20 protein-coding genes are annotated in these 26,543 nt (G+C 48.8%); 10 read left to right on the top strand and 10 right to left on the bottom strand.

The annotated features are described in order from the left end of the window. Positions 1–17: 17 nt before the first annotated feature. Positions 18–437, top strand: coding sequence for a hypothetical protein (locus KNO70_RS12485; RefSeq protein ID WP_143404740.1), 420 nt, complete (start codon positions 18–20; stop codon positions 435–437). A 68-nt stretch (positions 438–505) separates the two neighbouring features. Further along, complete coding sequence (locus KNO70_RS12480; RefSeq protein ID WP_240499771.1) at positions 506–907, top strand: hypothetical protein; 402 nt, start codon at positions 506–508, stop codon at positions 905–907. Positions 908–935: 28 nt separating this feature from the next. Here the strand turns inward: KNO70_RS12480 and rluF are convergent, their stop codons facing one another. Next, entirely contained in the window at positions 936–1,646 is a 711-nt protein-coding gene (gene rluF, locus KNO70_RS12475; RefSeq protein WP_015880301.1) for a 23S rRNA pseudouridine(2604) synthase RluF, read from the bottom strand. Between the two features lie 92 nt (positions 1,647–1,738). Here rluF and KNO70_RS12470 point away from each other — a divergent pair, with 92 nt between their 5' ends. Then, positions 1,739–2,563 carry a hypothetical protein gene (locus tag KNO70_RS12470; RefSeq protein ID WP_214812665.1) on the top strand — a complete coding sequence of 275 codons (825 nt, stop codon included), beginning with the start codon at positions 1,739–1,741 and terminating at the stop codon, positions 2,561–2,563. On the opposite strand, the gene KNO70_RS12465 is transcribed toward KNO70_RS12470, so the two are convergent. Together KNO70_RS12465 and KNO70_RS12460 are read right to left on the bottom strand one after the other, a co-directional pair. After that, positions 2,529–3,179, bottom strand: a complete 651-nt coding sequence (locus tag KNO70_RS12465; RefSeq protein WP_015880303.1) for a C39 family peptidase — start codon at positions 3,177–3,179, stop codon at positions 2,529–2,531. The genes KNO70_RS12470 and KNO70_RS12465 overlap by 35 nt on opposite strands. Before the next feature lie 73 nt (positions 3,180–3,252). After that, entirely contained in the window at positions 3,253–4,626 is a 1,374-nt protein-coding gene (locus KNO70_RS12460; RefSeq protein WP_214812664.1) for a YjiH family protein, read from the bottom strand. A gap of 261 nt (positions 4,627–4,887) precedes the next feature. Here KNO70_RS12460 and KNO70_RS12455 point away from each other — a divergent pair, with 261 nt between their 5' ends. From KNO70_RS12455 to KNO70_RS12435, 5 genes are all read left to right on the top strand, one after another. Continuing rightward, the gene (locus KNO70_RS12455; RefSeq protein WP_214812663.1) at positions 4,888–5,880 is read left to right on the top strand and encodes an LLM class flavin-dependent oxidoreductase; all 993 of its coding nucleotides are present in this window, start codon (positions 4,888–4,890) and stop codon (positions 5,878–5,880) included. 139 nt (positions 5,881–6,019) lie between these two features. After that, positions 6,020–9,187, top strand: a complete 3,168-nt coding sequence (locus KNO70_RS12450; protein WP_214812662.1) for an EAL domain-containing protein — start codon at positions 6,020–6,022, stop codon at positions 9,185–9,187. A gap of 2 nt (positions 9,188–9,189) precedes the next feature. Continuing rightward, entirely contained in the window at positions 9,190–9,945 is a 756-nt protein-coding gene (locus tag KNO70_RS12445; RefSeq protein WP_214812661.1) for a P-loop NTPase family protein, read from the top strand. Then, the gene (locus tag KNO70_RS12440; RefSeq protein ID WP_214731261.1) at positions 9,933–10,790 is read left to right on the top strand and encodes an MBL fold metallo-hydrolase; all 858 of its coding nucleotides are present in this window, start codon (positions 9,933–9,935) and stop codon (positions 10,788–10,790) included. Before KNO70_RS12445 ends, KNO70_RS12440 begins: the two co-directional genes overlap by 13 nt. Next, a complete protein-coding gene (locus KNO70_RS12435) occupies positions 10,787–11,221 on the top strand; it encodes a GNAT family N-acetyltransferase (protein WP_078146021.1) in 435 nt (144 codons plus the stop codon). The genes KNO70_RS12440 and KNO70_RS12435 overlap by 4 nt, the downstream gene beginning before the upstream one ends. A gap of 22 nt (positions 11,222–11,243) precedes the next feature. On the opposite strand, the gene guaC is transcribed toward KNO70_RS12435, so the two are convergent. From guaC to KNO70_RS12400, 7 genes are all read right to left on the bottom strand, one after another. Continuing rightward, positions 11,244–12,227 (bottom strand): GMP reductase, encoded by a 984-nt coding sequence (guaC, locus tag KNO70_RS12430; protein ID WP_031424215.1) that lies wholly within the window; start codon positions 12,225–12,227, stop codon positions 11,244–11,246. A 199-nt stretch (positions 12,228–12,426) separates the two neighbouring features. Then, positions 12,427–14,487, bottom strand: coding sequence for a PAS domain S-box protein (locus KNO70_RS12425; protein ID WP_214812660.1), 2,061 nt, complete (start codon positions 14,485–14,487; stop codon positions 12,427–12,429). A gap of 112 nt (positions 14,488–14,599) precedes the next feature. Then, positions 14,600–15,784: an MFS transporter gene (locus tag KNO70_RS12420; protein ID WP_041918118.1), complete on the bottom strand. Its 1,185-nt coding sequence runs from the start codon at positions 15,782–15,784 to the stop codon at positions 14,600–14,602. A gap of 162 nt (positions 15,785–15,946) precedes the next feature. After that, positions 15,947–17,956, bottom strand: a complete 2,010-nt coding sequence (locus KNO70_RS12415) for a catalase (protein ID WP_214684993.1) — start codon at positions 17,954–17,956, stop codon at positions 15,947–15,949. A gap of 123 nt (positions 17,957–18,079) precedes the next feature. Beyond that, a complete protein-coding gene (locus KNO70_RS12410; RefSeq protein WP_214684995.1) occupies positions 18,080–18,733 on the bottom strand; it encodes a hypothetical protein in 654 nt (217 codons plus the stop codon). Positions 18,734–18,781: 48 nt separating this feature from the next. Beyond that, entirely contained in the window at positions 18,782–19,984 is a 1,203-nt protein-coding gene (locus tag KNO70_RS12405; RefSeq protein WP_214812659.1) for an NAD(P)/FAD-dependent oxidoreductase, read from the bottom strand. A 100-nt stretch (positions 19,985–20,084) separates the two neighbouring features. Beyond that, the gene (locus tag KNO70_RS12400; RefSeq protein WP_214812658.1) at positions 20,085–23,591 is read right to left on the bottom strand and encodes a chitobiase/beta-hexosaminidase C-terminal domain-containing protein; all 3,507 of its coding nucleotides are present in this window, start codon (positions 23,589–23,591) and stop codon (positions 20,085–20,087) included. Positions 23,592–23,964: 373 nt separating this feature from the next. Between KNO70_RS12400 and KNO70_RS12395 the strand changes: the two genes are divergently transcribed. Together KNO70_RS12395 and KNO70_RS12390 are read left to right on the top strand one after the other, a co-directional pair. Then, the gene (locus tag KNO70_RS12395) at positions 23,965–24,726 is read left to right on the top strand and encodes an alpha/beta hydrolase (protein ID WP_214812657.1); all 762 of its coding nucleotides are present in this window, start codon (positions 23,965–23,967) and stop codon (positions 24,724–24,726) included. 132 nt (positions 24,727–24,858) lie between these two features. After that, positions 24,859–26,514, top strand: coding sequence for a glycoside hydrolase family 13 protein (locus tag KNO70_RS12390; protein WP_214685174.1), 1,656 nt, complete (start codon positions 24,859–24,861; stop codon positions 26,512–26,514). Positions 26,515–26,543 lie beyond the last annotated feature (29 nt).

The following is a 26,543-nucleotide window of genomic DNA, read 5'->3' as shown; positions in this document are numbered from 1 at the left end:
ATTCAATGAAGCGTGGGATGAGGATGATTGAACAGTTCAAAATGACGCGAATATGGGAAGACGATTTCGCAATCGAAGTGATGATGACGCTAAAAGGAAAGTGGTGCGAGGTTACCGTGAACGAGTATGTCACAGCATCCGATATCAACGCCGTTATCTCTTCGTTACGAGCGTTCAATGAACGGAATGGGAAGTCTCCGGAGATGTGGATACTCAACCTTCCACTCGTCCGTCTCTCCTTGACGTTCGCGCTTGCGAATGCAAGAGGGGTTGTTCAAGTCAGCGCCGCAATCGAGCAAAGTAAAGGTGATGGCGGAGACATGAGCGCAACCTTCTCGTTTGAGACGACAATGGGACAGATGGATGATTTGCAGCGACAACTGTCGGCATTCTTGGCACGCGAAACCAATTCGGTCGAATCGCTTCGCCCAGAGTAAGTGGTCAGATTAAAACGAAAAGGCGGGTACGAAAAGTGAAAACTTAATTCGAGATGGAACGGATTTGGATGGATGAGACTGAGCTGTTTTATCAGGTTAGGCTACAGCTCCATGCATCCGTCTGTTCGAGCAATCAAGATGTATATATACAGGACGAGACATTGCAAGAACTGATTGACTCAATCGATGGATTCAATAACATATGGGGAAAGAATCCCGTGACTTGGGAGTTGTTGGACCCGGATGCGGATGACCAAAAAATCAGCCTCACGTTCTCATTGATTGATCGGACAGGGACGATTCAAGTCGACGTCTTCATCCATGACGAGTGGCCACACGATTCGTTCGACCACTTCCATGCGACCTTCAAGTTCAGAACGACAATGGTCCAGCTCGATGACTTGAGCACTCAAGTCAAACGATTCATTCGTCGTGAGACCGACCATGTCTCATCACTTCGACCAGAATAAAGCAGCCTGAGACGACTCAGGCTGCTTTTTAGTACCATTCTTTCGGTTCGTAATTCAATTCGCGGAACAGCTGCTCACGCTCTTTTTTCGAAAGATCGCGCCATTGTCCAGGCGGCAGTTTCCCGAGCGTGATGTTCATGACACGAACACGTTGGAGGCGGAATACTTCGTATCCGAGCGCCTCACACATCCGACGGATTTGGCGGTTGAGTCCTTGCGTGAGCGTGATGTTGAAATCGAACTTCGAGAGCGGACGGACTTTACACGGTAGCGTCTTCTGTCCGAGGATTTTGACGCCGGCTTCCATCTGTTCGACGAACTCCGGTGTGATTGGCTTATCGACCGAGACGATGTATTCTTTCTCATGCTCGCCTTCGGCACGAAGAATCTCGTTGACGATATCGCCGTCGTTCGTCATGAGGATGAGACCTTCTGAGTCTTTATCGAGACGACCGATGTTAAAGATGCGGAGCGGGTGGTTGACCATGTCGACCAAGTTCCCTTTTACTTTTTTCTCTGTCGTACTCGTGATCCCGACCGGCTTATGGACGGCGATGTAGACGTTGTTTCGGGCAACCCGTGCGACAGAACCGTTGACGAGGACTTCATCGCCCGGTTTGACCTGGTCGCCGATTTTTGCTTTCTTCCCATTGATGGTGACGCGTCCCTCTTCGACGAGACGGTCGGCTTGGCGACGGGACGCCTTGCCTGATTCACTGATGAATTTATTGATGCGCATGTGTACACGTCCTTTGTTTGGCTTCGTCCTCTCACTATAACGCATTTTATAAACTCTCGAAAGCGGGAAACGAACGGGAGAGGAGGGATGACATGGAGGCAGTACGACTGTTACAAGACGCAATCCGATTTCAACAAGCACTGTGCGACACAACGTTCGGGAAAGAATTGATTCAAGAGGCATCACCTGTCCTTTGGTACGGGCGACCTGGTCCGAATCAATGGCTGACCATCGGGACGAATCCGTCTCGCGGCGAGTTTTTACATCGTGACGGGACATCGAGAACGGGGCAACACCAAAAGTTCTATTGGCGGGACACACTTTCGTTTGACGATTACCTCGGAAATGAAGAGGCGCTGCAACAAACGCTCGAACGGGCATCGGTCTATTTCGAGTCGGGGCGCGCGACGACGAACTGGTTCGGGAAACCGCATGGCGCCAAACTCGAGGCACTCCTCAACGGGATGGGGCGTTCGTTCTATGATCATCCTGCAGCTGTCATCCACGTTGATTTTTTCAAGTTTGCGACATATGAACAGATGGGGAAGATGAGGACCGGGCGCCACTGGATGGAACATCCGACCTCAATCGAACTGTTGGAGCGGACGATTGCGTACATCAAACCAATCCGTATCATCGTGCTCGGACGGGATAACTGTCGTGCCTTGAACGGTTTTTCAACAATCGGAAGACTGTCTGCATATCCCGCCGTCACCTATGAAATCGGACGCCATGATTCAGGTATCCCGATGATCGGCCTCCATATGAAGCCTTCAGAAGTGTTCGTTGGGCTCGGGAATGGCCGTGATTCAAACGGGCTACATTACGGGTCATACGCGAAGCGCGAGCACCTTTTAAAAATCGGAGAAGCGATTGACACGATTATGGACGAGTGGCTGGCGGATGGACGCGTGTGATGCTTCCCCAAAAGTTGAATTCGTTGAAGTCGATGTAGCGCACGTCCTTCGAACGATTATCGAGCACGGCTAACAAGATGACGTCCGGGAACCCCCGTTTTTCAAACTGCAAGTAGCCGACTCCCGTGACGGAATGATTTTTATAAAAGCCGTTCGCCATATTCAACACAAACGGGCGTCCTGCTTTCAGCTCACGCTCAAACGTCGACCATTTCCAAAGATAGCGGGAACTGCCTCGACCGTCGTACCCGTATCGCTTCCACAGTTTCGTGATGATGGTGGCGATTTGTGTCGGCGGTGTCCCTTTCTCGTCTTTGAAATGGTGCCTGAAGGCGATCTCGCGCACATCTTCTTGGATCTGTGTCACATCATCTGGGATGTTCGCATACCCATGATCTCGATAGAAACGGAAGATGGCGGTGATCGACGTCAACGTACAGTTGTTCTTGCCGTTCTCGAACTGACGTTGGAGCAAGACGGGCACGCCTTCAATCTGTACAGAGCGCTTTAATGTCCAGCGTCCGTGATAACGATCGTTCACATAAGCTTCCGGGTCGATGATCCCGGCATAGCCGTTGTTCGCAACCTCGAGTTGTCCTGCAAATGGGTGCTCCATCTCGGTCTCCCTCCTTTTCTTTTAGTATACAAAGGACGCCCCATCTCATAAAAGAGAAAGGGCGTCGTTTTCGTTAAAACACAAGATGTGCGATGCCGACGATGATCGGAAGGGTGATGAAGGTACGTAACAAGAAAATCAAGACGAGGTCGAGGAATGAGATCGGTAGTTTTGAACCGAGCAACAAGCCCCCGACTTCTGACATATAGATGAGCTGGGTAACCGACAACGTAGCGATGACAAACCGTGTCAACTCACTCTCGATGCCGCTTCCGAGAACGGCCGGCAAGAACATGTCGGCGAAACCGACGACCATCGTTTGAGCGGCTTCCGATGCCTCAGGCACTTGAAGGAGCATCAAAATCGGTTCGAACGGCTTTCCGAGGATAGTGAAGAACGGCGTATATTCTGCGATGATGACCGCAATCGTCCCGACTGCCATGACGACAGGGAGGACGCCGATCCACATATCGAGCACGTTCTTGAAGCCGTCTTTGAGCGTCTCTAGGAAACTTTTACTCGAACGTGACTTTTGTAACGCCTGAATTAACGCCCACTTACCGAGTGACACGTTCGCGGGTACTTCTTCTTCCGGTTTGAGCTCCGTCTTCTCATAAGCCGTGTCTGCCTTTTTAGATAATGGATAAATCCGTGGCATGATGAGAGCGGCGACTAGTCCGGATAAAACGATGGCCCCGTAGTAAGGCAAGAAGTATTGGTCGAGTTCGACATACTGTAAGACGACGATGGTGAAGGTGATGGAGACGACGGAGAATGTCGTCGCAATGATCGACGCTTCCCGTTTCGTGTAATAACCTTCCTCATACTGTTTGGTCGTCAGTAGAATTCCGATCGTCGCATCCCCGACCCATGAGGCGAGCGAGTCAAGTGAGGCGCGCCCTGGCAAGCGGAAGAGCGGACGCATGATCTTCATCAAGAACGTCCCGACGAACTCGAGAAGTCCGAAGTTCAATAGGAGCGGTAACAACATACCGGCAAAGAAGAATGTCGCAAATAAGATTGGAATCAAATCAAAGAGCAATAAGCCCCCTGTAAATTCTGACGTGATCATCTCTGGTCCGAGTGTGAGTAGCGTCATGACCCCAGCGATGAAACCGATCACGCGCATGATGAACCAAAACGGTGTCACGCTAAACAGTGCGTTGATGGATGGTCGCTCCATCATAAAAGCAGGACGTGCCGTAAAGAGTAATAATGAGCCGACAATCGAAATCCCCATCATGATGACGGCGAGTGTCGGGACGAAATCCCCAATCCAGTCAATCAGCAGATTGGATAAGAAGGCGACTGGAATCGTGAAGCCTTCCTCTGATGAGATTGGTACGATGAAAAACATGATCCCGATGAGTGATGGAATCAAGAACTTAAAGAAGTCTCGACTCGAAAAAGAAGGTTTCTTTCCGTCTGGTGTTGATGAACCATTCATGATGCATTCCCCATTTCCCCGAAGTGTTTGTGCTGTCTATGTATCCCCATTACACATCCAGCCGTTATTGAAACGTATTTCTTTCTTAGTATAGAAAATATGACCAGGTGCTATCAACAACATGCGGAAATTTTCTGAAAAATACAAGGTTAAACACTAGGCAAAACATTCGTATTCCATCAAACCATTTAGTATGATGACGGCGAGTCCAACAAATTCAAGATATTTAGAAACTTCATTATAGAGATAGGAGAATGCATGATGAGATTGAGTGTGTTAGACCAGGCGCCGGTCACGTCGGGTCATACAGGAGAACATGCGCTTAATTGCGCGGTCGAGCTCGCACAAGTCGCAGAAGAGTTAGGATATTACCGTATGTGGATGGCGGAGCATCATGGTGGCATGTCGTTCGCCAGCTCGGCTCCAGAGGTCATCACGGCTTATCTGGCAGCGAAGACGAACAAGATTCGTCTCGGGTCCGGCGGCATCATGATGATGCACTACTCGCCACTCAAGATGGCAGAGGTATTCAAGACGCTCAGCGCGCTCGCTCCAGGACGGATCGACTTTGGTGTCGGACGTGCGCCAGGCGGTGATGCGAACGCGATCTATGCGATGTCACAAGGGCAGAAGCCAATGATGGATGGACTTTACGAGAAACTCGATACGACGCTTCAATTGATTAAAGATGAGGCACCTGAAGAGAGATGGTATAAGAACACGCCAGCAGCACCTACAGGCGTTACGCTTCCAGAAGCGTGGTTACTCGGTTCGAGTGGGAACAGCGCCGTGCAGGCCGGACGGATGGGGCTCGGCTATTCGTTTGCCCAGTTCTTTAACGGACAATTGAGTGCCGATACGCTCGACACATACCGTCACCATTTCACGCCGTCTGATTTCATGGAGAAACCGGACATCAGTGTCACGTATTTGGTCACGACGGCAGAGACGGAAGAAGAGGCAGAATATTTGGCCCGACCTTCTGATTTGTCGCGTCTCTTCTTGATGCGTGGTCAATTGAGACAGCTGTTGAGTCCGGAAGCGGCCCACGACTATCCGCTCACGGAGGTCGATAAAATCCATATCGCCAACAACCGAGCCATCCACCTCGTAGGAACGCCGAAACAAATTGCGGAACAGTTACGGGATGAATCGGAACGTTACGGTTTCGATGAGGCGATGATTTGTAGCATCCAGCATAAGCAGGAAGATCGCCTGAACGTCTATCGTCTCTTGGCGAATGAATTGCTTTAATCCGGAGAGCACCTTCTCAAGTACGAGAGGGTGTTTTTTTTATAAGAGAAAAACGTTTCCCCATTTTTTCAAAGGTTTTCTCCATAGTTTGAGCGAAACCAACTACACTATAAGAAAAAGGAACGGGTGGAGGGATACGATGCAACGGATGAAAGGCGACCCATATTATCTATTCGAGCTGTTCACACGCTTGTATCGAATGGTATTTCTAATGGAAGTGACAGAAGCAGGCTATCGTTACGTAAATGTGAGCGAACAGGGGAAGGTGGCCTCTTCGCTTCCAAGTGATGTAGAAGGGCGGTATTTACATGAGATGTATCGCTCGGAAGTGGTCGAGGAATTGATTGAACATTATGATGCGGTCGTTGAGACAGGGGAGCCGGTCTACTTCATGTCGCAAATGAACATCGACTCCAATACGGCCCGATTCGCTTCTTCTATGCTTGTACCGATTGAAGATGAGGATGGATTCGTTCGTTATGTACTCGGTTTGACAACTGATTTATCCGAGGAGGCGGAGATCAAGTTGTTAAAGAGTATCGAGCATATGGACTATTTGACCGGTATGCCAAATCTGATGAAAGTCAAATTGGAGCTCGACCAGTTGTTCGAGCAACATGACACCGAAGAGACGAGCGTCATGCGCCTTCACATCAACCGTTTCAAGATGATGATGTCGCTTCAAGGTGTGGAGCGCTCGAATCAGTTGATTAAAGACATCACACGTCAATTGGCGAATACGCTTCCGAAAGGTTCAATTATCGGTCGAGTAGACGGTGAAGACTTTATCGCGGTGTTACCTCACACTCCAATCCGGTTGGCATACATGTACGCCGAGCATTTGCTTGACGTGATTGCAGATCATTCGTATCAAGTGGCGGAGGCCGAATTCCCGTTATCGAGTTGTATCGGGATTGGTGCCGGTACAGCGGATGCCGACCGTGTCATCATGAACGCCTCCACGGCTCTGTTGGAAGCGCGTCAGACGGGAAATCAAACGATTCGTTTATATGAACACGATGAGTACGTGCAGCGTTACATCGATGAGATGATGATCGAAACGGAACTGGTCAAAGCGTTGAAGCTAGATGAGTTATACATGGTGTATCAACCGAAAGTGTCGATGGACGGTGCGATTCATTTTGAGGCACTCATTCGCTGGGAGAGTCCTGTTCTCGGATTCATTTCACCTGAAACGTTCATTCGTGTGGCTGAACAGTCACTCTTGATCGAAGACGTGACACGATTCGTCATGAATCGGGTATGTCAGGATGTGTCGTCACAACCTGAGCAGTTTGAAGGGCGCCGCGTGGCTGTGAATGTCTCACCGAATTTATTTCATGAACACCATATGAATGAACTGGTTGCGATCATTGCATCGTACGGTCTTGTGCCAGAACAATTTGAGTTTGAGGTGACCGAGCACACGTTGATGCATGAACCGGTAGCGGCGATCAAAACGGTCGAATCGCTCAAACAACAAGGATTTCGACTGTTGATTGATGACTTTGGGGTCAGTTATTCCTCGTTGAATTATTTGAAGTTGTTCGAGATTGATGGAATCAAGATCGACCGGTCGTTCGTCGCGCAACTCGATCAGGAGAGCGGCATGAAAGAGTATGAAATCGTCAAACTGATTGTCTCGTTGGCTAAAAAGCTAGAGTTAGAGGTGACGGCTGAAGGTGTGGAGACTGAAGAACAATATCGGATCTTACGTCAGCTCGGCTGCGATGAGATTCAAGGGTATTTCTTCAGTCGTCCGATGCCGCTCGCGGAGTTAGAAGAGGCGCTCGGAATCTTGTATTCCCATCAGATGATGTTATCGAAGATCGAGCAGCCTGTGCAGTTGTTGCATCCTTCTTTAGATGAGCGTGAATTGCAACGACTCAAAGCGATATTACGATTGGAAATTTTAAATACGCCACAAGAGGAACGATTTGACCGGATCTCCCGATTGGTCGCACAAACCTTCCAGATGCCAATCGCATTCATTTCGATCATGACGACAGACCAACAGTGGTTCAAATCGTGTGTCGGTATCGAGCTCGAATCCGCTCACCTCAAACGGGAATGGACGTTATGTAATCGGGTTGTCACATCAGAGTCTCCGCTGGTGATTGAAGATGTTGCGGCAGCAGCGATTGAAAGTGACAGTCCTTGGATTGACCGAATCGGATTTTATGCAGGTGTACCGTTGCGGACGAAGCAAGGTCACGTCATCGGCACACTTTGCGTAGTGGATGGGCAGGCGAGAACGTTCTCAGAAGAAAACTTGAAGGCGCTCGAATCGTTTACGCATTGGGTCATGACAGAGATCGAGCACACGGAAGTCTCGAGAAGACAAATCACGCGACAACAATCAATCGAAGCATTGTATGAAGCGACGGCATTGCGTGTACCGTTCCAAGATCAATTGGCCCGGGTTCAAGAAATTTTATTGGAATGGGTCGGTTATTCCCACGGGGTCATCTTCTCGATTGAGCCTTCGCATCGTCTTCTAGTAGAGCATGGGGTCTCTCGTTTGACTTGGGGGGAAGAAGAACTGCATTCCCTGCATCAATTGACAACGGTCGGCGCGCAAACGCTTCAGGAAGGTGATCTGATTGTAGACGGTATCGAATTCACGAGGCTAGTCAGTTTTCCTTTGACGCATGCGCATCAAGTGTTTGGCTGGGTCGTTCTTCTCTCGGAGCAAGGCAACTTGAATGATCATCTCGACGAGGAAACGTTGCAAGAGTTGACAGGGACGGTACGATTGCTTGCACGATGGATGGAGAACGGGATTCGAAAGGAACGGAAACAACGCGAGATGATTCGAATCGCAAAACAAGATCAGCTGACCAAACTGTATAATCGTCATACGCTCACGACCGATTTATACAAAAAGATGCACCGGACGCCATCGATTACATTGATACTCGTCAATTTAGACGATTTTACAAGAATCAACGATCAGTATGGGCACATGATAGGGGATGAAGTGTTAATTGAAATCGCACAACGATTAAATGAATTCGTCCAGCGTGTTGGGGGTCAAGTCTACCGTTTCTCAGACGATGAATTTGTTTTGGTGCAAACGGGTTCACTAAGTGGGGTTGAGCAGATTAATGAAGTTATTTCCCAGGGAATACACGCGTCGAATGGTGAAGTCATTCATCTTACAGCAAGTGTTGGCGTCACCCTGGTCCAGTCGACCGACACCGTCGATTCGGTTCTTCAAAAAGCAGATGCAGCGATGTATATTGCAAAGAGCAATGGAGGAGACCAGTGGTTTCAGTATGATGGATATTCGGATAAGGGGATTTGAGGATGGGGAAATTATGGTTGATTGAAGGATTACCGGGAAGCGGGAAATCTACGTTTGCCGAGAGGCTACAAGATAAACAAAATGGTAAGTTCTATTCGGAGGTGGATGCGTCACACCCGGTAGATGTGCATGATGTCTATTGGGTCGAGGAGAAACCATCAACCGGTCGTATTCTTGATGAAATCGAGGGGGGATGGCTCGTCCGTTATGATGATGGTGAAGAACTTGCCGGAACGGACGTCTACGAGTTGCCTTTCGCTCTTCACACACGAATCATGTGCGAACGCTGGCGGCGGTATGTTCAAAAGGTAGAGCGGGAAGAACAGGACGTCATCTTTGAATGTGCGTTGCTCCAAAATCCTTTCACGATTGGAATGGTTTCTCAAGACGTTCCGTTAGCGGATATGGAAGCATACGTTCAAGAAGTCGCGGACATCCTAAAACCGATTGATCCGATGGTCGTTTATTTGGCGTTGAATGACGTCGCACGCATTTTTCCAATCGTATATGATGAACGACCGATGGGATGGCAAGGCGGCTTTGTCGAGTATTATACGAGCGGCGCCTATGGTGTGAACCATGCGCATAAGGGTATGGCCGGAACGATTGAGATTTTAGTGGAACGCCAACGACGTGAGCTTGAACTGTTGAAACGATTACCTCTTCGGCACGCTCGGATTCAAAATGATAATCGGCATTCATTTGAAGAATTAACGAATTTATTAGAGGAGGAGTCGATTCGTACATGCAAACCTTAATCAAACATTCGGAACGTTTTTGGTATATGACACCCGTTGACCGTACCGATCGACCAATTCTCGGTGCCGTTATCGGCGATACGCATACGCTACTCATCGATGCGGGCAATTCCGTTTCGCACGCCTCATTCTTTTTAGAACAGCTAGAAAAACAAGGCCTCCGTGCGCCGTCGATGGTCGCATTGACGCATTGGCATTGGGATCACATCTTCGGTTTACCTGCACTTGAAGGTATGGTTTCCATTGCGAGTGAAGCGACCAAACAGGGGATGGAAAAACTTGTCCCATATGCTTGGGATGATGTCTCTCTCGATGAGCGGGTGGCGGAAGGGATTGAAATCGCATTTTGCGCGGAAGCAATCCGTGAAGAATATGGAGACGCGCGCGATATCAAAATCGTATTACCTACGCTGACGTTTCAAGAATCGCTGACACTCGACCTCGGTGGCGTTCACGTCGTGTTACGACATGTCGGAGGAGACCACGCAAAAGATGCGGTTGTCCTTTACATCGTAGAAGAACAGGTATTATTTTTAGGAGACGCGTTATACGCAGACATCTATTCTCCCACATGGAGAATGACTCCGGAAGAAACCCTGCGGTTGTTGAATGTATTGGAATCGTTTGATGCTAAACAGATTGTCTGGTCACACGGTGAGATGGTGAGTCGTGAATCCTTCGCAGAAGATTGCCTTGCATTAAGACGAATCGCCACCATTTCGAATGATTTCCCAGGAAATATTGATGAAATCACGCAGTCATATGCTTCACTCGTCAATCGGGAGATCACCGAGGAAGAGAACGAGTTGATTACGTTTTTTGTGAACGGGACGGTGGGAAGATGACTTACACTATCACGCGGATTCACGAGGAAGACGAGACGTTCCAACAGTTTTTGACCACTCAATTACGTGAGTATAACAACGTTCGTTCGATTTACCATCGTGACATTCGCGAGGCGCACGTGCCGACCATTCAGTTGAAAGTGGAGCAAGAAGGACGGGTAATCGCCGGCTTATATGGGAGTGTGTATTGGGGATGGTTCGATTTGGATCGTCTTTGGGTCGATGCAGACTTTCATGGTCAGGGCATCGGTAGCCAATTGCTTAGAGAAGGGGAGGCGTTAGCGAAGTCGCTCGGTGCGACGCGTGTGAAATTGACGACGTTCTCGTTTCAAGCGAAACCGTTTTATGAGCGATTCGGTTACACGGTAATAGGTGTGCTACCGGACTATCCGCCGGGATCGGATTACTATATGATGATGAAGCAATTATAAAAGGCGACACGAGGTCGCCTTTTTAATACACTTTATCCCCATTGAAGATTGAATTTTTCACCATGACGTAGTCTACGGTGCGCAATGCCTCGAGACTGTCACCACCCGCGTAAGAAATCGCCGATTGGAGGTCTTGCTCCATCTCGGTCAATGTATCTTGTAGTGCCCCTTTGTGTTCGACAAACATCTTTTTCCCCTCGACGTTCTTTCGCTCACCCTTTTGGAACTCAGAAGCAGAACCGAAATACTCTTTCAATTGTTTCCCGTCTTGCTCGAACGTTTCCCCCGGTGATTCATCGTGTCCGGCGAACAATGAACCAATCATGACCATCGAAGCGCCGAAGCGAATCGATTTGGCGATGTCACCGTGAGTACGGATGCCCCCATCCGCGATAATCGGTTTCGTCGCTGCTTTGGCACACCAGCGAAGTGCAGCCAATTGCCAGCCCCCGGTACCAAAACCTGTTTTGATTTTCGTGATACACACTTTACCAGGACCGATTCCAACCTTCGTCGCATCCGCTCCGGCATGCTCTAATTCGCGAACGGCCTCTGGTGTCCCGACGTTCCCCGCGATGACGAAGGATCCAGGAAGATGGTGTTTGATATGCTGAATCATTCGGATAACCGCATTCGAATGACCGTGAGCGATATCGATTGTAATAAATTCTGGCGTATGACCGGTCGATTTGAGCATTTCGATAAACCCATACTCTTCTTCCTTCACGCCGACACTGATGGATGCATACAAACCACGCTCATGCATGTCTTGGATAAATGCCAGGCGCGTCTCTGGATTGAAGCGATGCATGATGTAAAAATATCCGTTCTTAGCCAGCATCAATGCGACCTTTTCATCGATAATCGTCTGCATGTTAGCCGGAACGACTGGTAATCGGAACGTGAAGCCACCAAGCTCGACGGTCGGATCACATTCCGAACGACTGTCGACAATACATTTTGCAGGAATTAATTGAATATCTTCGTAATCAAATACTTTATCCATATATCGCACCCCTATTCACGAACATTAACGTATTGAACAATAAAAAACTTCGCCCATTCGGTAATATAACGTGAATAGAGTTTAAAGTCAAAGGATAATTCAATTAATTTATCTTAAAAATGAATAAAATTAAATCAATTGATGTTTAATGTTCGGATTTAGGATTTATTTTCGGTGTTTCACGTGAAAAAAGGACCATTTATTGGTGGTCCTTTGCGAGTGCATATTGATTTCGTCCACCTGCTTTGGCTTCATAGAGAGCGAGGTCGGCACGTTTTAGTAACTGTTTGGTCGACAACCCTTTTACAAATCGAGCACCCCCGACACTTGAAGTCGTAATGAACGTATGTTGGTCGATTTCCCATGGGCGCTGTAGTGCTTGAATGATTTTCTCTGCAACCCGATGTAGGGCACAGGAATCGTTGAAGCGAATGAGAACGGCAAACTCATCACCGCCAAGTCTGGCAATCATATCTTGTTTGCGAAGCACGGATGTCAATCGACGAGCGAGTTGTCGCAAGAGTTCATCGCCCACATCATGACCGAACGTATCGTTGATTTGTTTGAATCGGTCAACATCAAGAGCGAGGACGGCCAATTCACCTTGCTCGAATTCGGTTCGATCGATCGCTTCCTCGAGGTAAGCGAGGAAGAAACGACGGTTCGGTAAGTCGGTCAGCGTGTCGTGATACGCCAAATGCTTCAGTTGCTTCTCTAGTGCTTTACGCTGCATGATTTCTCGGCTAACCGTCAAATAGTGTAGGAGAAGTCCGGATTCATCATAGATGGCCTGAATTTTCGTTTCGAGCCAAATCCAGCGCTGGTCAGCATGGAAATGACGGAACTCAAGGGTCAAGGAGATGTCTTCTTCCTTCATTTCTTTCAACTGCTCCCGGACGATCTGGATGTCGTCCGGATGGATATAGTCGAGCGTATTCTTCCCTTCGTAATATCCGGCCGCAAAACCGAGCACGGTACGGTGAGAAGGGGAAGCATAACGAACAGTACCATCCCGTTCTAGTATACAGACGAGGTCACTCATGTTTTCTGTGATCAATCGATATTGTAACTCACTCTGTCTTAACGCTTGTTCCATTTCACGTTTCTCCGTGACATCACGCAAAATCGTTAAGACGGCCGTTTCACCCTCATAATCGATGAGAAGGCTACTGATATCCATCTGGAGCTTGTCTCCACTCGGTGTCATGATGACCATTTCCGTATCTTGAACGGGGCCTCCGAGTTCGAGAGAGGCAAGTCGTTGACGGGTGGACTGATGATACTCTTCTGCGATGAATGAAAAAATCGATTCATTCTCTAGATAGGTTTCTCCGATTGTGGCGAGTGCCATCGCGTTCGCATATATAATCTGTCCTTCCTGATGCACAATGATGCCTTCCGGAATGGTTTCAATCAATTGACGGTAACGACGTTCGCTTTCGACCGTGGCACGCTCGGCATTTTTCTCTGGCGTCAAATCGATGATGATCGCAAACAGGCCGGTAATGTTACCGCCGACCTCGATTGGAATGTTGAGGACGGTTAAGTCGAGTCGTTCCCCGGATTGATGTTCAGCATAAATGGAATACTTGTGTGGAATCCCAGACAGCGTGAATTGTAACCCATTCCTGACCCGAGACCGCTCACTCTCGGGAAGCCAGTGCAGGAACGGCTGATGAAGCATATCCTGTTCCGTATGACCCGTGATGACCGTGACGGCCGGGTTGACGGATTTGATGTTCAAATGATGGTCGAGTACAAAGATGCCATGTGGAGAATACCGTCGTAGCGACTCGTGATGATCTTTTAAGATCGACAATTCGAGTTCGCGACGTTTCCGTTCCGTCACTTCACGAACGACGGAGACGATATGGGTACAGTTCCCCTCATCATTGAAAATCGGCGTCACTTCTGACTCGAAATAATGAAGGGGGAGCGTCAATACATCATCCGCCTCGACCGTATCCGTATAAAAGGAGTCAGCAAGACGGTAGTCTTCATAGACGACACTCTTTTTTGTACGAATCGCTTCATCGTAATACTGCGTAATAAGTGTAGCGGTCTCGATCGGGACCAACTCATCGATGGTCTTCCCGACATCCGCATCTGACCAATTGATGGCCCGTTTCCCAGGCTCATTTACGAAGACGTAGCGATATGCTGAACCATCGACTTCCATAAAGAACACATAGTCTGAAATTTTATCGAACGTCCGTAGTAAAATCGATGCGTTGGATTGAAGTGTTTGGTCAACTTTCATCTCGTCTCCCTCATTTCGTTCATTCTATTTTTTACACGTCATTTTTATCTTACCGCATCATTCGACCAAATGTGTGAACTTTCAAAAAAAGACGGGATGTACGTACATCCCGTCAAGCCGCTTCGTTCAGTTGTTTTTGTTCGTTTCGTCCGTTCATGACGTAATACAAGAAAATGGTAAAGAGAACGACGCCTGAAAGAATCAAATAAAGGGTCGAGAAGCCTGTCAACGGAATCAACAACCCGATGAAATAGGGGCCGAACCCTAGACCGGCATCAAGTGCGATGAAGAAGGTCGATGTCGCCATCCCCATTCGGTGAGGTGGAGAAGCCTTGACGGCGATTGCTTGGGTGCCGGATTGGATATTCCCGAAGCCTAATCCGATTAACGCACCGGCAAGTAGAAGCATCCAACCGCTATTCGCTTGACTGAGCACGAGTAGACCGATCGCGAAGATGGCGATTGCCGGATACATGACGACGTTCGCTCCGCGCGCGTCCATCAATTTTCCTGTGATTGGTCGTGATAACAGAACGGCGACCGAATAGACGAGGAAGAAGATACTCGCTGCCTCGATCAAGTCGAGTTCACTCGCGTAGAAGTTGATATAGGACAAGACACTCGAGTAGCTTAGTGCGGCCATCCCGATAATCAAGGCAATCGGGAGCGCTTTTGGTTCGACGAACGATTTTAAAGAGAATCCGCGCACGACTTCCGGTGCGTCGACTTCCGGTACATTCACAAAGAACGTACTCGCCAAACTGATGACCCCGATCACAAAACAAAGGCCGAAGATGACGGTGAAGCTCGTGTGTTGGCTGAGGAGTAATCCGACGAATGGCCCGATGGCTGTCGCCAGAGTAGAACTCATGCTGTAGTAACCGATCCCTTCACCTTTTCGAGTCGCGGGAATGACTTGCGCGACGATGGTTCCAGTTGCCGTACTCGATAATCCCATCCCGAGCCCGTGTACGAACCGTGTCAGTAACAAGAAACCGACACCCCAATGGACGAAGTACAATAAAATCGTGGCGGTGAAAAAGACGAGCCCGATATAAAGCGTCTTCTTCCGACCGATCGAATCAATCAGTCGACCGATGAACAAGCGCCCGGTCAGCGTCCCGATGATGAAGATGCCAGTGACGAGTCCTGCTTGACTCGTGGTCGCCCCGTACGACTCGACGGCATGCACCCCGATGGTGACCATCAATAAGAAAAAGATGAGCGTCAGGAAGAAGTTGATGAGCGAGATGATTAAAAAGTCTCTCGTCCAAAGTTTTTGAATAGGTTGTTGCATCATACGTGACGCCTCCTTTTCTTCAAATTCGAATAGTTAATAAACATAACTAAAAGAGTATACCAAATCAAATTAGGATTGTCCGAGATGATGCACTGCATGCAGTGAATGACAGACATGAAAAAACTCGACTCGGGAATCGAGTCGAGTCAAGTGACATCGTTAGGCACGGTCCCAGAATCGGGCAGTCGCAATCCCATCGATGAACGCATTGAATCCATCGAGGTTATGCTCGTCAAACGTGAAGACACCAGGCTGGTCTTGCTTCACGCGACATGTGGCGAGTGCCTCTTTATGGTGTACGTGTAGGGCGAGCGGCTTATAGTGCTTGTACGTGTTCTCGATAAATTCGAGCACATCATCCTCGACAGTCATCGCGGCACTCACTAAGAAGGCGGCATCGAAAAGGCTCGAGTCGACCGTATCGTACGTCTCCTTCACCTTCAGGTCACCAAGCATATACGCCTTCTTGCCGACAAGGCTGTAGTTGACGTTGTGATCGGCGAGCGTCTGCACCCACTGTTTCACCTGATTCGCATCCACGTCACCGGCAAGGAGAAGGGCGACGCTCTTCGTATCGGGCTTTTTGATTGTGTTCGCCATCGAGAGAGCAGGGGACGTCTTATCTGACTGGACCTCATTATTCTCTTCGGGCACATGTACTCCTAAGTTGTCGGCGACGACTTCAGCGAGATGACGATCGATGCGGTTCAATAAATCGACGGCGTTCTCTTTCACCATGTCCGACTCACATTTTCCGAGCTCAAAACTGCAGGCATCTTGGATGTGTTGTTTTTCGACATCGGTCATGCTGTTGTAGAAGAGCTTCGCCTGTGAATAGAAATCAAGGAAGCTGTCACTACGTCCCCGAATCTTATGACCATCGATTTTCTCTTGATAGTGCTCAAATCCACCTTGATCGGCCGGTACAGGTTCCGGCTGATTATTGTTGAGCGCATTTTTATGGTAGCTCGTCTGACCTTTGTGAACGGCCATTTGATGCATCCCGTCCCGCTGGTTGTTGTGGAACGGACAAACGGGCTTGTTGATTGGGATCTGGTGGAAGTTTGGTCCACCGAGACGCGACAATTGGGTGTCCGTATACGAGAACAGACGACCTTGCAAGAGCGGATCGTTCGAGAAGTCGATTCCTGGGACGAGATGACCCGGGTGGAAGGCGACTTGTTCGGTTTCCGCGAAGAAGTTGTCGACGTTTCGATTAAGTGTCATCTTTCCGACGAGTTTCACTGGAATCTCTTCTTCCGGCCACAGTTTGGTTGGGTCTAAGATGTCGAAGTCATAGTTGAACTCGTCTTCTTCCGGGATCAGCTGCAGGCCGAGCTCCCATTCAGGATAGTCGCCTTTATTGATGGCTTCATAAAGGTCGACACGGTGGAAGTCAGCATTTTTCCCGACTGCTTTTTGGGCTTCGTCCCATACTTGTGAATGAACCCCGAGCTTCGGTTTCCAATGGAATTTGACGAAATGCGCTTTTCCTTCCGCATTTACAAGACGGAATGTATGCACCCCGAACCCTTCCATCATGCGTAGACTACGCGGAATTCCCCGATCACTCATCGCCCACATGACCATATGAGCGGTCTCATGGTTTTGTCCGACGAAATCCCAAAAAGTATCGTGCGCGCTTCCCCCTTGCGGCACTTCCGTATGTGGTTCAGGCTTCACAGCGTGGACGAGGTCCGGGAACTTGATGGCATCTTGGATAAAGAAGACTGGGATGTTGTTTCCGACTAAATCGTAGTTCCCTTCGTCTGTATAGAACTTCGTTGCAAAACCACGGACGTCACGGACCGTATCCGCGGACCCGCGTGAGCCTTGGACAGTCGAGAAACGGACGAATACGGGTGTCGTCTTCGAAGGGTCATTCAAAAAGTTCGCTTTTGTGAACTCGGCGAGCGGTTCATACACCTGGAACTCTCCATGTGCTCCTACGCCGCGCGCATGGACGATCCGCTCCGGAATCCGCTCATGGTCGAAATGGGTCATCTTCTCGCGGAAATGGAAATCCTCGATCAATGTCGGACCACGACGTCCTGCTTTCAGCGAGAATTCGTCTTCCGCCATCTTCAGACCTTGATTTGTCGTCAAGCCAGCTTGTTGTTCGTTATCAATCGTATGTTGTTTTAACTGCTCTTCTTTCTTGTTCCCCATGTGATTGCCTCCCTTAAGTATGACTGACCGTCGTAAGTCACCATTTGACCTACTGTATCGGTGTTCCCTAACGCCAATAAAAAAATCCCTCTTTTTCAAAAAAGAGAGATTTCACACAAACATTTATAATGCGGCCCATACATGCTGTTTCAATACGATTTGTTGTACCACTTTAGGGTCGAGTTCGTATTCAGTGGCAATGATGCGTGTTACTTTCGCTTTCGCATCGGGGTCGTCAGGATTCTGTTTCGTATATTGATCTTGCCATGACCTCCAAATTTGAATCTCTGTATCGGTCAATTTGGTCGTCCATTCTTTTTCTCGAAGTTGCCAACCGAACATCATGTCGTCTGTTTGACCGGGTTCCACCCAGTCTGCGAGTCCATAATCGCCTTCCGGAGCGAATACGGCTTCACCGAGTGGCGGTTCCGTCCCGATATAGGCAGCATCATCATAAAATCGTAACAAGGCGGCCTGGAACTGATCTGACTGTTTTACGTCATCGATGACGTCATGGCTGACGGATTGAAGCTCATCCGTACTCGGGTTCCCGTGTACGACGATGTCGTATTCATATCGAATGACACCGTCTTGTTCGGTTTGTGTACGTTCTTCAATCGTATATATTTCCTCGGAAATGGATGCTTGTTCAGCCTTTAACTGCGTCGTGGGGACGGATTCCTGTGGCCAAAACCAGAAGGCGCAACCGAGAGGGACAAGGAATACGGCAAGACGACGTAGTCGGTACACCCTGTTTGATTTTCTTTTTTTCTTCAATCCAAAAACACTCCTTCAATGATGTAACAATCCCCAAAATGTCGGGGATTACGTTCGATCTAAACGAACGAGGTCCGCATCGGGATGCGACTGACCACGAACGAGGGCACTTAAAATACGAGAACCAAGCATACTATACACCGTCCCATTTCCCCCATATCCGAGCAAATAAAACAAGTTCGGTCGATTCGGGTGCTCCCCGATGAACGGGAGTTGGTCCACCGACTCTCCAAACAAGGCGACCCAAGCATAATCGACTTCTAGGTCATACATCGGGAAGAGCTCGGCGATTTTTTCTTTCACTCGTTCCGCCCGATCGTTCATGAGCGCCTCATCGTGCGGCGTTTCGGCCTGGTCTTCGTCAAGCCCACCCGCGATAATTCGCCCGTCCGGAGTCGTGCGCAAATAGAGATATGGTCGTTTCGTCTCCCAAATGAGCGCGCGTCCTTCCCATTCGCTGAATTCGGCGATTGGATTCGTTGCGATGGCGTATGACCGATTCAAATCGATCCGATGGGAGTCGAGTAGGGGAGCTGGCCCATAACCTGTCGCAAAGATGACTTTATTCGCTTTAAATGTCCCGTTCGAGGTGAACACAATCCATCCATCACCATCAGACACGACCTCATCCACCGACGTCTCTTCAAAAATCGGGACGTGTTGTTTCGATAAATGGCGGATGATTTGACGACTGAGCGTGAGCGGATTGACCTCGGCATCGCCTTTTGTGATGAGGGCCGCCGGTTTTTCAAATGGGAAGCGTTCACGTAGTGCCTCACGATCCAACCACTCCACATCAAAACCGTGTTTGGCTAGCATCTCATACTCACGTTGCAATTTGGCAACATCGTCCTCTTCACTCGCAAAACAAAGGCTGTTCCGTCGAATATATATATCGGATGCATCGACATCTTTCGCCACCTGGTCGAGCGATTCGACCGCGTCGAGACATAATTGATAGAAGCGTACCGCTGCCGCTTCTCCAATTTTTTCTGCCAGTTCATGTAACATGATGTCATTTGAATATTGAATTAAACCGGTATTTGCTGATGTGCTTCCGGTACCGACTTTTCGCCCATCGAGCACCGCAAAATCGACGCCATCCTGCTGAAGCGTATAGGCCGTCAACGTTCCGGACATACCGGCTCCGATGACGAGTACGTCGTAATGCTCTTTTTTGTCAGGTCTTTCTAACACGACGTCCTCTGATTCGGTCGTTGGCCAATATAAATCTCCGTTATACAATTCCATCGGTCTCATCCTCCATGATATTCAGTATCTTCCTCTTTATCCCCGCTTCAATAGAGGTGAAACCAAAAAACCGCAGACGATGTGTCTGCGGTTCAACATGTTATTTCTTGATGATGATGGATGAAGGAGAAGCGCCTTTCGTATATGTGATGCGTTGGACGTTTTTTGCCCCGCGAATCTCAGCAAGGTTTTTCCCGTCAACGATTACTTCTTTTACCGTCGCGCCTTTGAAGTCGATGATGGCACCGGCTTCTTTCGGTTTCACTTGAACGACGACATTTTTCAACGGTTCTCCTGTCAATTCCGTGTATACGCCACGAACGAAGATGCCGTTTTTGAAGTTCGTGCCTTTTCCGATTGTCACGCCGATGTAATCCTCTTGAAGGACGAGGCGAGCAGCTTTATGGTTTTCTACAGTGTAACGCGTCAATTCCACTTCTGGTTCCGGTGTGAAGTCGATTTGTGCAAGTACTGGATCATGGTCACTCGCACGCCCTGACATCTCAGTGAAGTCCGAGTTGACGTGAATCATGTCAATTTTCGTAGAAGCGGCCAAGCGATTCGAGACGAGGATGTGATCGAGTACTTGTGAGTTCCCTTGATACACATACGAGTAGCGGTCGACAGCAGGAACTTTCTCGACCATGTTCGTCATCAAGTCGCCTTTGAAGATTTGGAGCGCATCCGAGAATTCGAAATCGTTGAAGTCACCGAGTGCGACAACATTCGCTTCTGGATTCTTCGTCTTCACGTCTGCCACGAAGTTGTGGACGACTTGTGCGATTTTCTTACGTTGCACTTCACTTCCGAGTACGACCGGTTGTTGTGAACCGAAGAAACCAGTGTCGCCACCTTTCGAGTTCCAGTGGTTTGCGATCACGATGACGTTCTCGCCTTGGAAGTCGAATTGAGCAGCTAACGGTTTACGCGAACGATCGAACGCTTCGTTCATCGGATCGATACGTCCCGGGTTGTGCGTCAATTTCCCATCGGCGTATCCGACGGCCGTCGTCGCATCACCAGCAGGGATTCCCTCCGTCAATGACACGCGCTCAGGATCGTACAAGAAGCCGACACGGATGTTGGCATCTGGGGCGCCTCCGTCTTGGTTGTTCTCTGGGTCGATGTTGACGTATTTATACGTCTTCCCACCGACAGCGACAATGTTATCGATTAAGCGCTGATAGCTCTGGTCAGCGGCAGAACCTGCCCCTTTATCCTGTCCATCGTTGTCTTGTACTTCCGTCACACCGATGATGTCAGGGCTGTTCAATTCGTTGACGAACGCTTTCGCCAGTTTGAGTGCCTTTTCATCTGATGTTTCTTTGATGTTGTTCGAGAAGTTCTCTAAGTTATACGATGCAATCGTTAATTGATCTTCTTCTGCCTCGATGAATGTCTTCTCACGCTGCGCATCTCCTTTGACGAAGGCAGCTTTCATGTCTTCAAGTGAGGCTTGAATCTTATAGTTACCGAACGAATAGCCGACAACACCGACAATCGGTCCATTGAAGCGGTCGCCCGTCGCGACATCGAATTCACGCGCTTCCGCGTTCGGTTCGAGACGGAACTGAATGCGTTCCGGGTTTGCATCGTTCTTTTTCAATAAGACGCCGCCATTATATGTCTCTGTTGGCGTATCCTCGAGAACTGTGACTAAGTCACCATATTCTTGTGGTCCGACTGACTTCAACTTGTTCGTTTGAACACGCATTCCTTCAAGGCTCTCCCAGAAGTCGATGGCATCCTTCTCCGGATTGAAGACGGCGAGGTTGTCGCTGTCGATAAACTCGGTCGGAAGGTTTGAGGCATCAATCGTGATTGGAGTCGGAAGTGTCACGCCGCTCGCGACGACTTCGACTTTTCCGTTACGTGTATCGATTTGTGTCATCTTCATATCTGTCTGTTGACGGTCGCTGTATCCTTCGATCGCATACTCGCTCACTTTTCCGTTCACTTTGACGAGGTCACCGACTTGAATGCCGGCAATCGAACGTCCACCGTAAAGGACAATCCCTTCAGATGTCCGTGCATCGTCATCGGCTTCCGAATCAGGCGTTTGGATGAAGTAATAGGTCGTCCCACTTGAGACGAACGTAGACGTGACGATTCCTTCGACACCTTCAACCGTCTGTCCGTTCATCGGAGTCGTATGGTTCGCACCTTGGATGTCGTGAATGCGAATCTTGTCTGTGATCTTATAAGAGAATGTTGAGACGGCGCTGAATGTGTCTCCCGTTTTCACGACCGTCTTCAATGTCGTCGAGTTTTCAATGCGGATTGGGTTTTCGTAACGAAGCCCATTCTCTTTTGGATCAGAGCCGTCGAGTGTATAGAAAATCTCAGCGTCTGCTGTCGTTGTCGAGAGCGTCACGTCTTGTGGACCAACGAATGTACCGGCACCTGGTTTCGCGACAGCCGGCCGAAGAACGGACGTATCGATAACCGTGTCCGCCGGGTCACGAGGGATGATTTGGTACGTATCGTCAAACTGTTGAACGATTCCTGTGATCGATGAATAGTTCACATCCGTCTGTAAATCAAGGATGCCTCGCTCGTCGCGAACGACGAACTCCTTCGTTCCGTCCGTCGCCGTCAAGTTCTGACCGCTACCTGTGAGTGTGACATTTTTGACGGTAACGAGTTCGGATTCGACGTCCTCGTTGATATGTTCCCCTGTCAAGACTTGGGCAGTAGGAAGTGTTGCTGCTTGTTTTGAAACAACGACAGCGCTGTTCAATTGAAGAAGCTCACGGTACGAACCGACGACCCCTGTGACAACGACCTCGTCCCCGACGTTGACGGCAAGAGATGTCGGACGGATAGACAGACCACCTGTTGCGTCTTGAATGGAGATGGTGTTCGCTAATTTAGCCGTGACGACTCCTTTTACGGTGACCGTCTCATTTTCTGCCTTTGTTCGTGCATCAGCAATTGAAATTGGTGTGATTGGTGCAGGAGGCTCCGTTGTGCCGCCATCTCCGTATTCGACGCCTTGGAACGTATGTAACCCGAGATTGTCGAACGTGTCTTGTGGTGTCGATGACCATTCGACAGCCGGGTCGAAGGCATCACTGCCATCACTGTCTCCCTTTGTGACCGTGTCTTTACGGATGAGCGATTGGTCAGCAGTCGCAACGGTCGTTCCCCATTTTGTCCCTGGGTCGAAGCCGAGTTGACCGAAGACATCAAGAACCGTGTCTCCTTTTTTCAAGACGATCGTGTCATCCCCGTTGAAGTTCGTCACGGCACTCACCGTATCCGATTTTGCTTTCAATGTGTCCGACGCACTGCCGTTCACAATGATATATGTAGCTCCTGGTGCGAGGGTGCCAGTCAAATTCAATGTATTTCCGGCAGTCGTACCTCCGTTTGAATACAGTTCAATTTTGTAAGCGGAAAGGTCGATTGTCGCGTTCGTTCCATTGAATAACTCGATTGCTTTATTGTTGCTCGATCCTTCTACGTACTCGGAAATGAAGAGATCTGATGCGTTCAACGTCTCGGCGTTTACGTTTGCCGCAATCGGCGTCATACTGCTGACGATGAGTCCTGCTGATAAGGCGAGGCCAGTGACTGCCTTAAATGATTGTGTTGGTTTCCCCATGTGTAAGTCTCCCTTAGATGTAATGGTCTAATCCGATTTCCCCAACTTGCGTCGTTATAAATAAGTGAATTTATATCCTCCTTTTTCAAAAAAACGACATGATAGCGCTTACATTACTTTTCTTGTGACGAATCCCTTGAAAAATTATTCGTGTATTGTCAAAAATAACACGTTCATTTCCCAAGTTTTTTTACTACATGTTAAACATAACCAAGCAGACGTCAGAACTCAATCCACTAAACACAAAGTTATGATTACATTTTGATTACAAGATAAATGTAATCGGAAGAACTTGACGAGTAGCTTAAGAACTTTTACACTCTTCTAATACGAATTAATTGTATCGGTTAAGTTGGAATTAAAGGAGGCACTAATGAAAGCAGTCAATTACCCAGTCATTCCTGGAGCAGGCGCATTTTATTATGAAGGAAACGAAATCGGTATTTTGCTTTGTCACGGCTTTAACGGGACACCTCAAAGTGTACAGGACGTCGGAATTGAGTTGATGAAGCAAGGGTTCACGGTCTATGCCCCGCGCTTGAAAGGGCATGGGACACATCCAGAAGACTTTCGATGTTCGACGCATCGATGTTGGTATAAAAGTGTGACGAAAGGAATCGAGCGGTTGCGCGAGTCGTGTCAGACGGTCATCGTCGTCGGTCAGTCAATGGGCGGAACGTTGGCACTCAAGGCTTCCCTTGAAGGGAAGGCGGATGCGATTGTGACAATCAATGCCGCGTTATCGGTACCAGGATATGCGTGTCATGCGTCGGATACCGAGTGTCGATTTATCGACGAAGATGCGCCTGACATCTTGGCAAAAGACGTATATGAGATTGTCTATGACCGTGTGCCTACAAAAGCGATTCGTGAATTGCTTTCGCTGATTGACGAGGTGCGACCGCACGTCGGAGCAGTTGATGTGCCGGCGTATGTCATCCATTCTGCTGTCGACAACGTGGTGCCGCCTTCCGACTCCATCTGGTTGTTTGAGCAGTTACAAGGAACAAAAGAATACGCGGTGCTACCAAACTCGTATCACGTCGCGACGATGGACCACGATTGGAAGCATTTGTCGAAGCTGATCACGACCTTCTGTGAACAAGTTGGGGCGCGCCATCAAAATGCAGTGTAAAAACTGCATTTTTTTGTGGACTGATTCTTTGCAAACGCTTGCACTAGTGCTATGGTAGATGTGAATCATACCTTATTGTAGGAGGCACGGTGCCGTATGGAGACGTTGTTCAGCCAAACGAAACAAACAGAGATCAGTCGTGTATGGTGGAAAGAGGCCATCGCCTATCAAATTTATCCACGAAGTTTCAACGATTCGAACGGGGATGGAATCGGTGATCTTCGCGGAATCATTGAAAAGCTCGATTACTTAGAAGACCTTGGAATTGATGTCATTTGGATTTGTCCGATGTACAAATCGCCAAACGATGATAACGGATATGATATTAGTGACTATCAAGACATTATGGATGAGTTTGGGACGATGGAGGATTTTGATGCCTTGCTAGAGGCGGTGCATGCACGAGGGATGAAGCTGTTGCTCGACCTCGTCGTCAACCATACGTCGGACGAACATCCATGGTTCCTTGAATCGAAGAGCTCGAAAGACAATCCGAAACGAGATTGGTATATTTGGCGAGATGGGAAAGATGGGATGCCACCGAGCAACTGGGCGAGTATCTTTGGTGGGTCCGCTTGGGAATATGACGAACCGACCGATCAATATTACTTGCACGTCTTCTCAAAGAAACAACCCGATTTGAACTGGGAGAATCGTGAAGTTCGGACGGCTGTCTATGACATGATCAACTGGTGGCTCGATAAAGGAGTCGACGGATTCCGTGTCGATGCGATCAGTCATATTAAAAAGATGCCGACGGAGACGATGTTATCTTCTCCGGACGGAAAATCGATCGTGACGGCGTTTTCGATGTACTCGAACATTGACGGAATTCATGAATATCTACAAGAGATGAAGCGAGAAACGTTTTCCAAATACGACATTATGACCGTTGGGGAGACGAACGGAATCGAGCCGGAAGAAGCTGACCAATGGATGGGGCCAGAGAATGGTGCGATGAATATGGCCTTTCACTTTGATCATGTCGATATCATGCGACGGTCGCGTCTTGCCCCGCTCGATGTCGTCGAGCTTAAACGAATCTTCGATAAATGGCAGCAGGGGTTACGCGAAACTGGATGGAACGCATTATACATTGAAAACCATGACATGGTGCGAGCGGTATCTCTCGTCGGGGATGAGCATCATTATTGGCGTGAAAGTGCCACGGCGCTTGGGATGATGTACTTCTTCATGCACGGGACACCATTCATTTATCAAGGACAAGAAATCGGGATGAAGAATGTGCCGCTCCCATCCATTCATGACTATGATGATGTCGCGACGAAAAACGAGTACTTCGAACGGATCGCGAACGGGATGAGTGAAATCGACTCGATGCAACAAGTATGGGGCACGTCTCGTGATAACGTCCGGACACCAATCCAGTGGGATGCCTCACCTCATGCTGGTTTCTCGACGACGACCCCGTGGATGCCGATTCATGAAGAGTATGAGACGCTCAACGTCGAGGCACAGCGACACGACCAGCACTCCATTCTGTCGTTCTATAAGGAGATGATCCGTCTTCGTCGAGCTGAGGAAACGTTTACGTATGGTCGTTATCGTGACGTCTTGCCTGAACATAAGCAAGCCTTCGTCTACGAGCGTACGTTTGAAAACAACCGCTTCTTCGTGGTCGTCAACTTGACCGCCAATCCGGCAGAAGTGACCATTCCGGAAATTGCAGGCGCCACGCTTGTCATGACGAATGAGATTGACCCGGAAACGATTGATACGGAAACGTTTATGCTTCGACCATTCGCAGCACGGTTATATCGTTTATGATAGAAAGGTACCTTCTGAGGAGGGTACCT

This window comes from Exiguobacterium sp. s181, from assembly GCF_018617125.1.
Taxonomy (GTDB): Bacteria; Bacillota; Bacilli; order Exiguobacteriales; family Exiguobacteriaceae; genus Exiguobacterium; species Exiguobacterium profundum.
The sequence above is the reverse complement of the archived record's forward strand: the minus strand, read 5'-3'. Positions and strand labels throughout refer to the sequence as shown.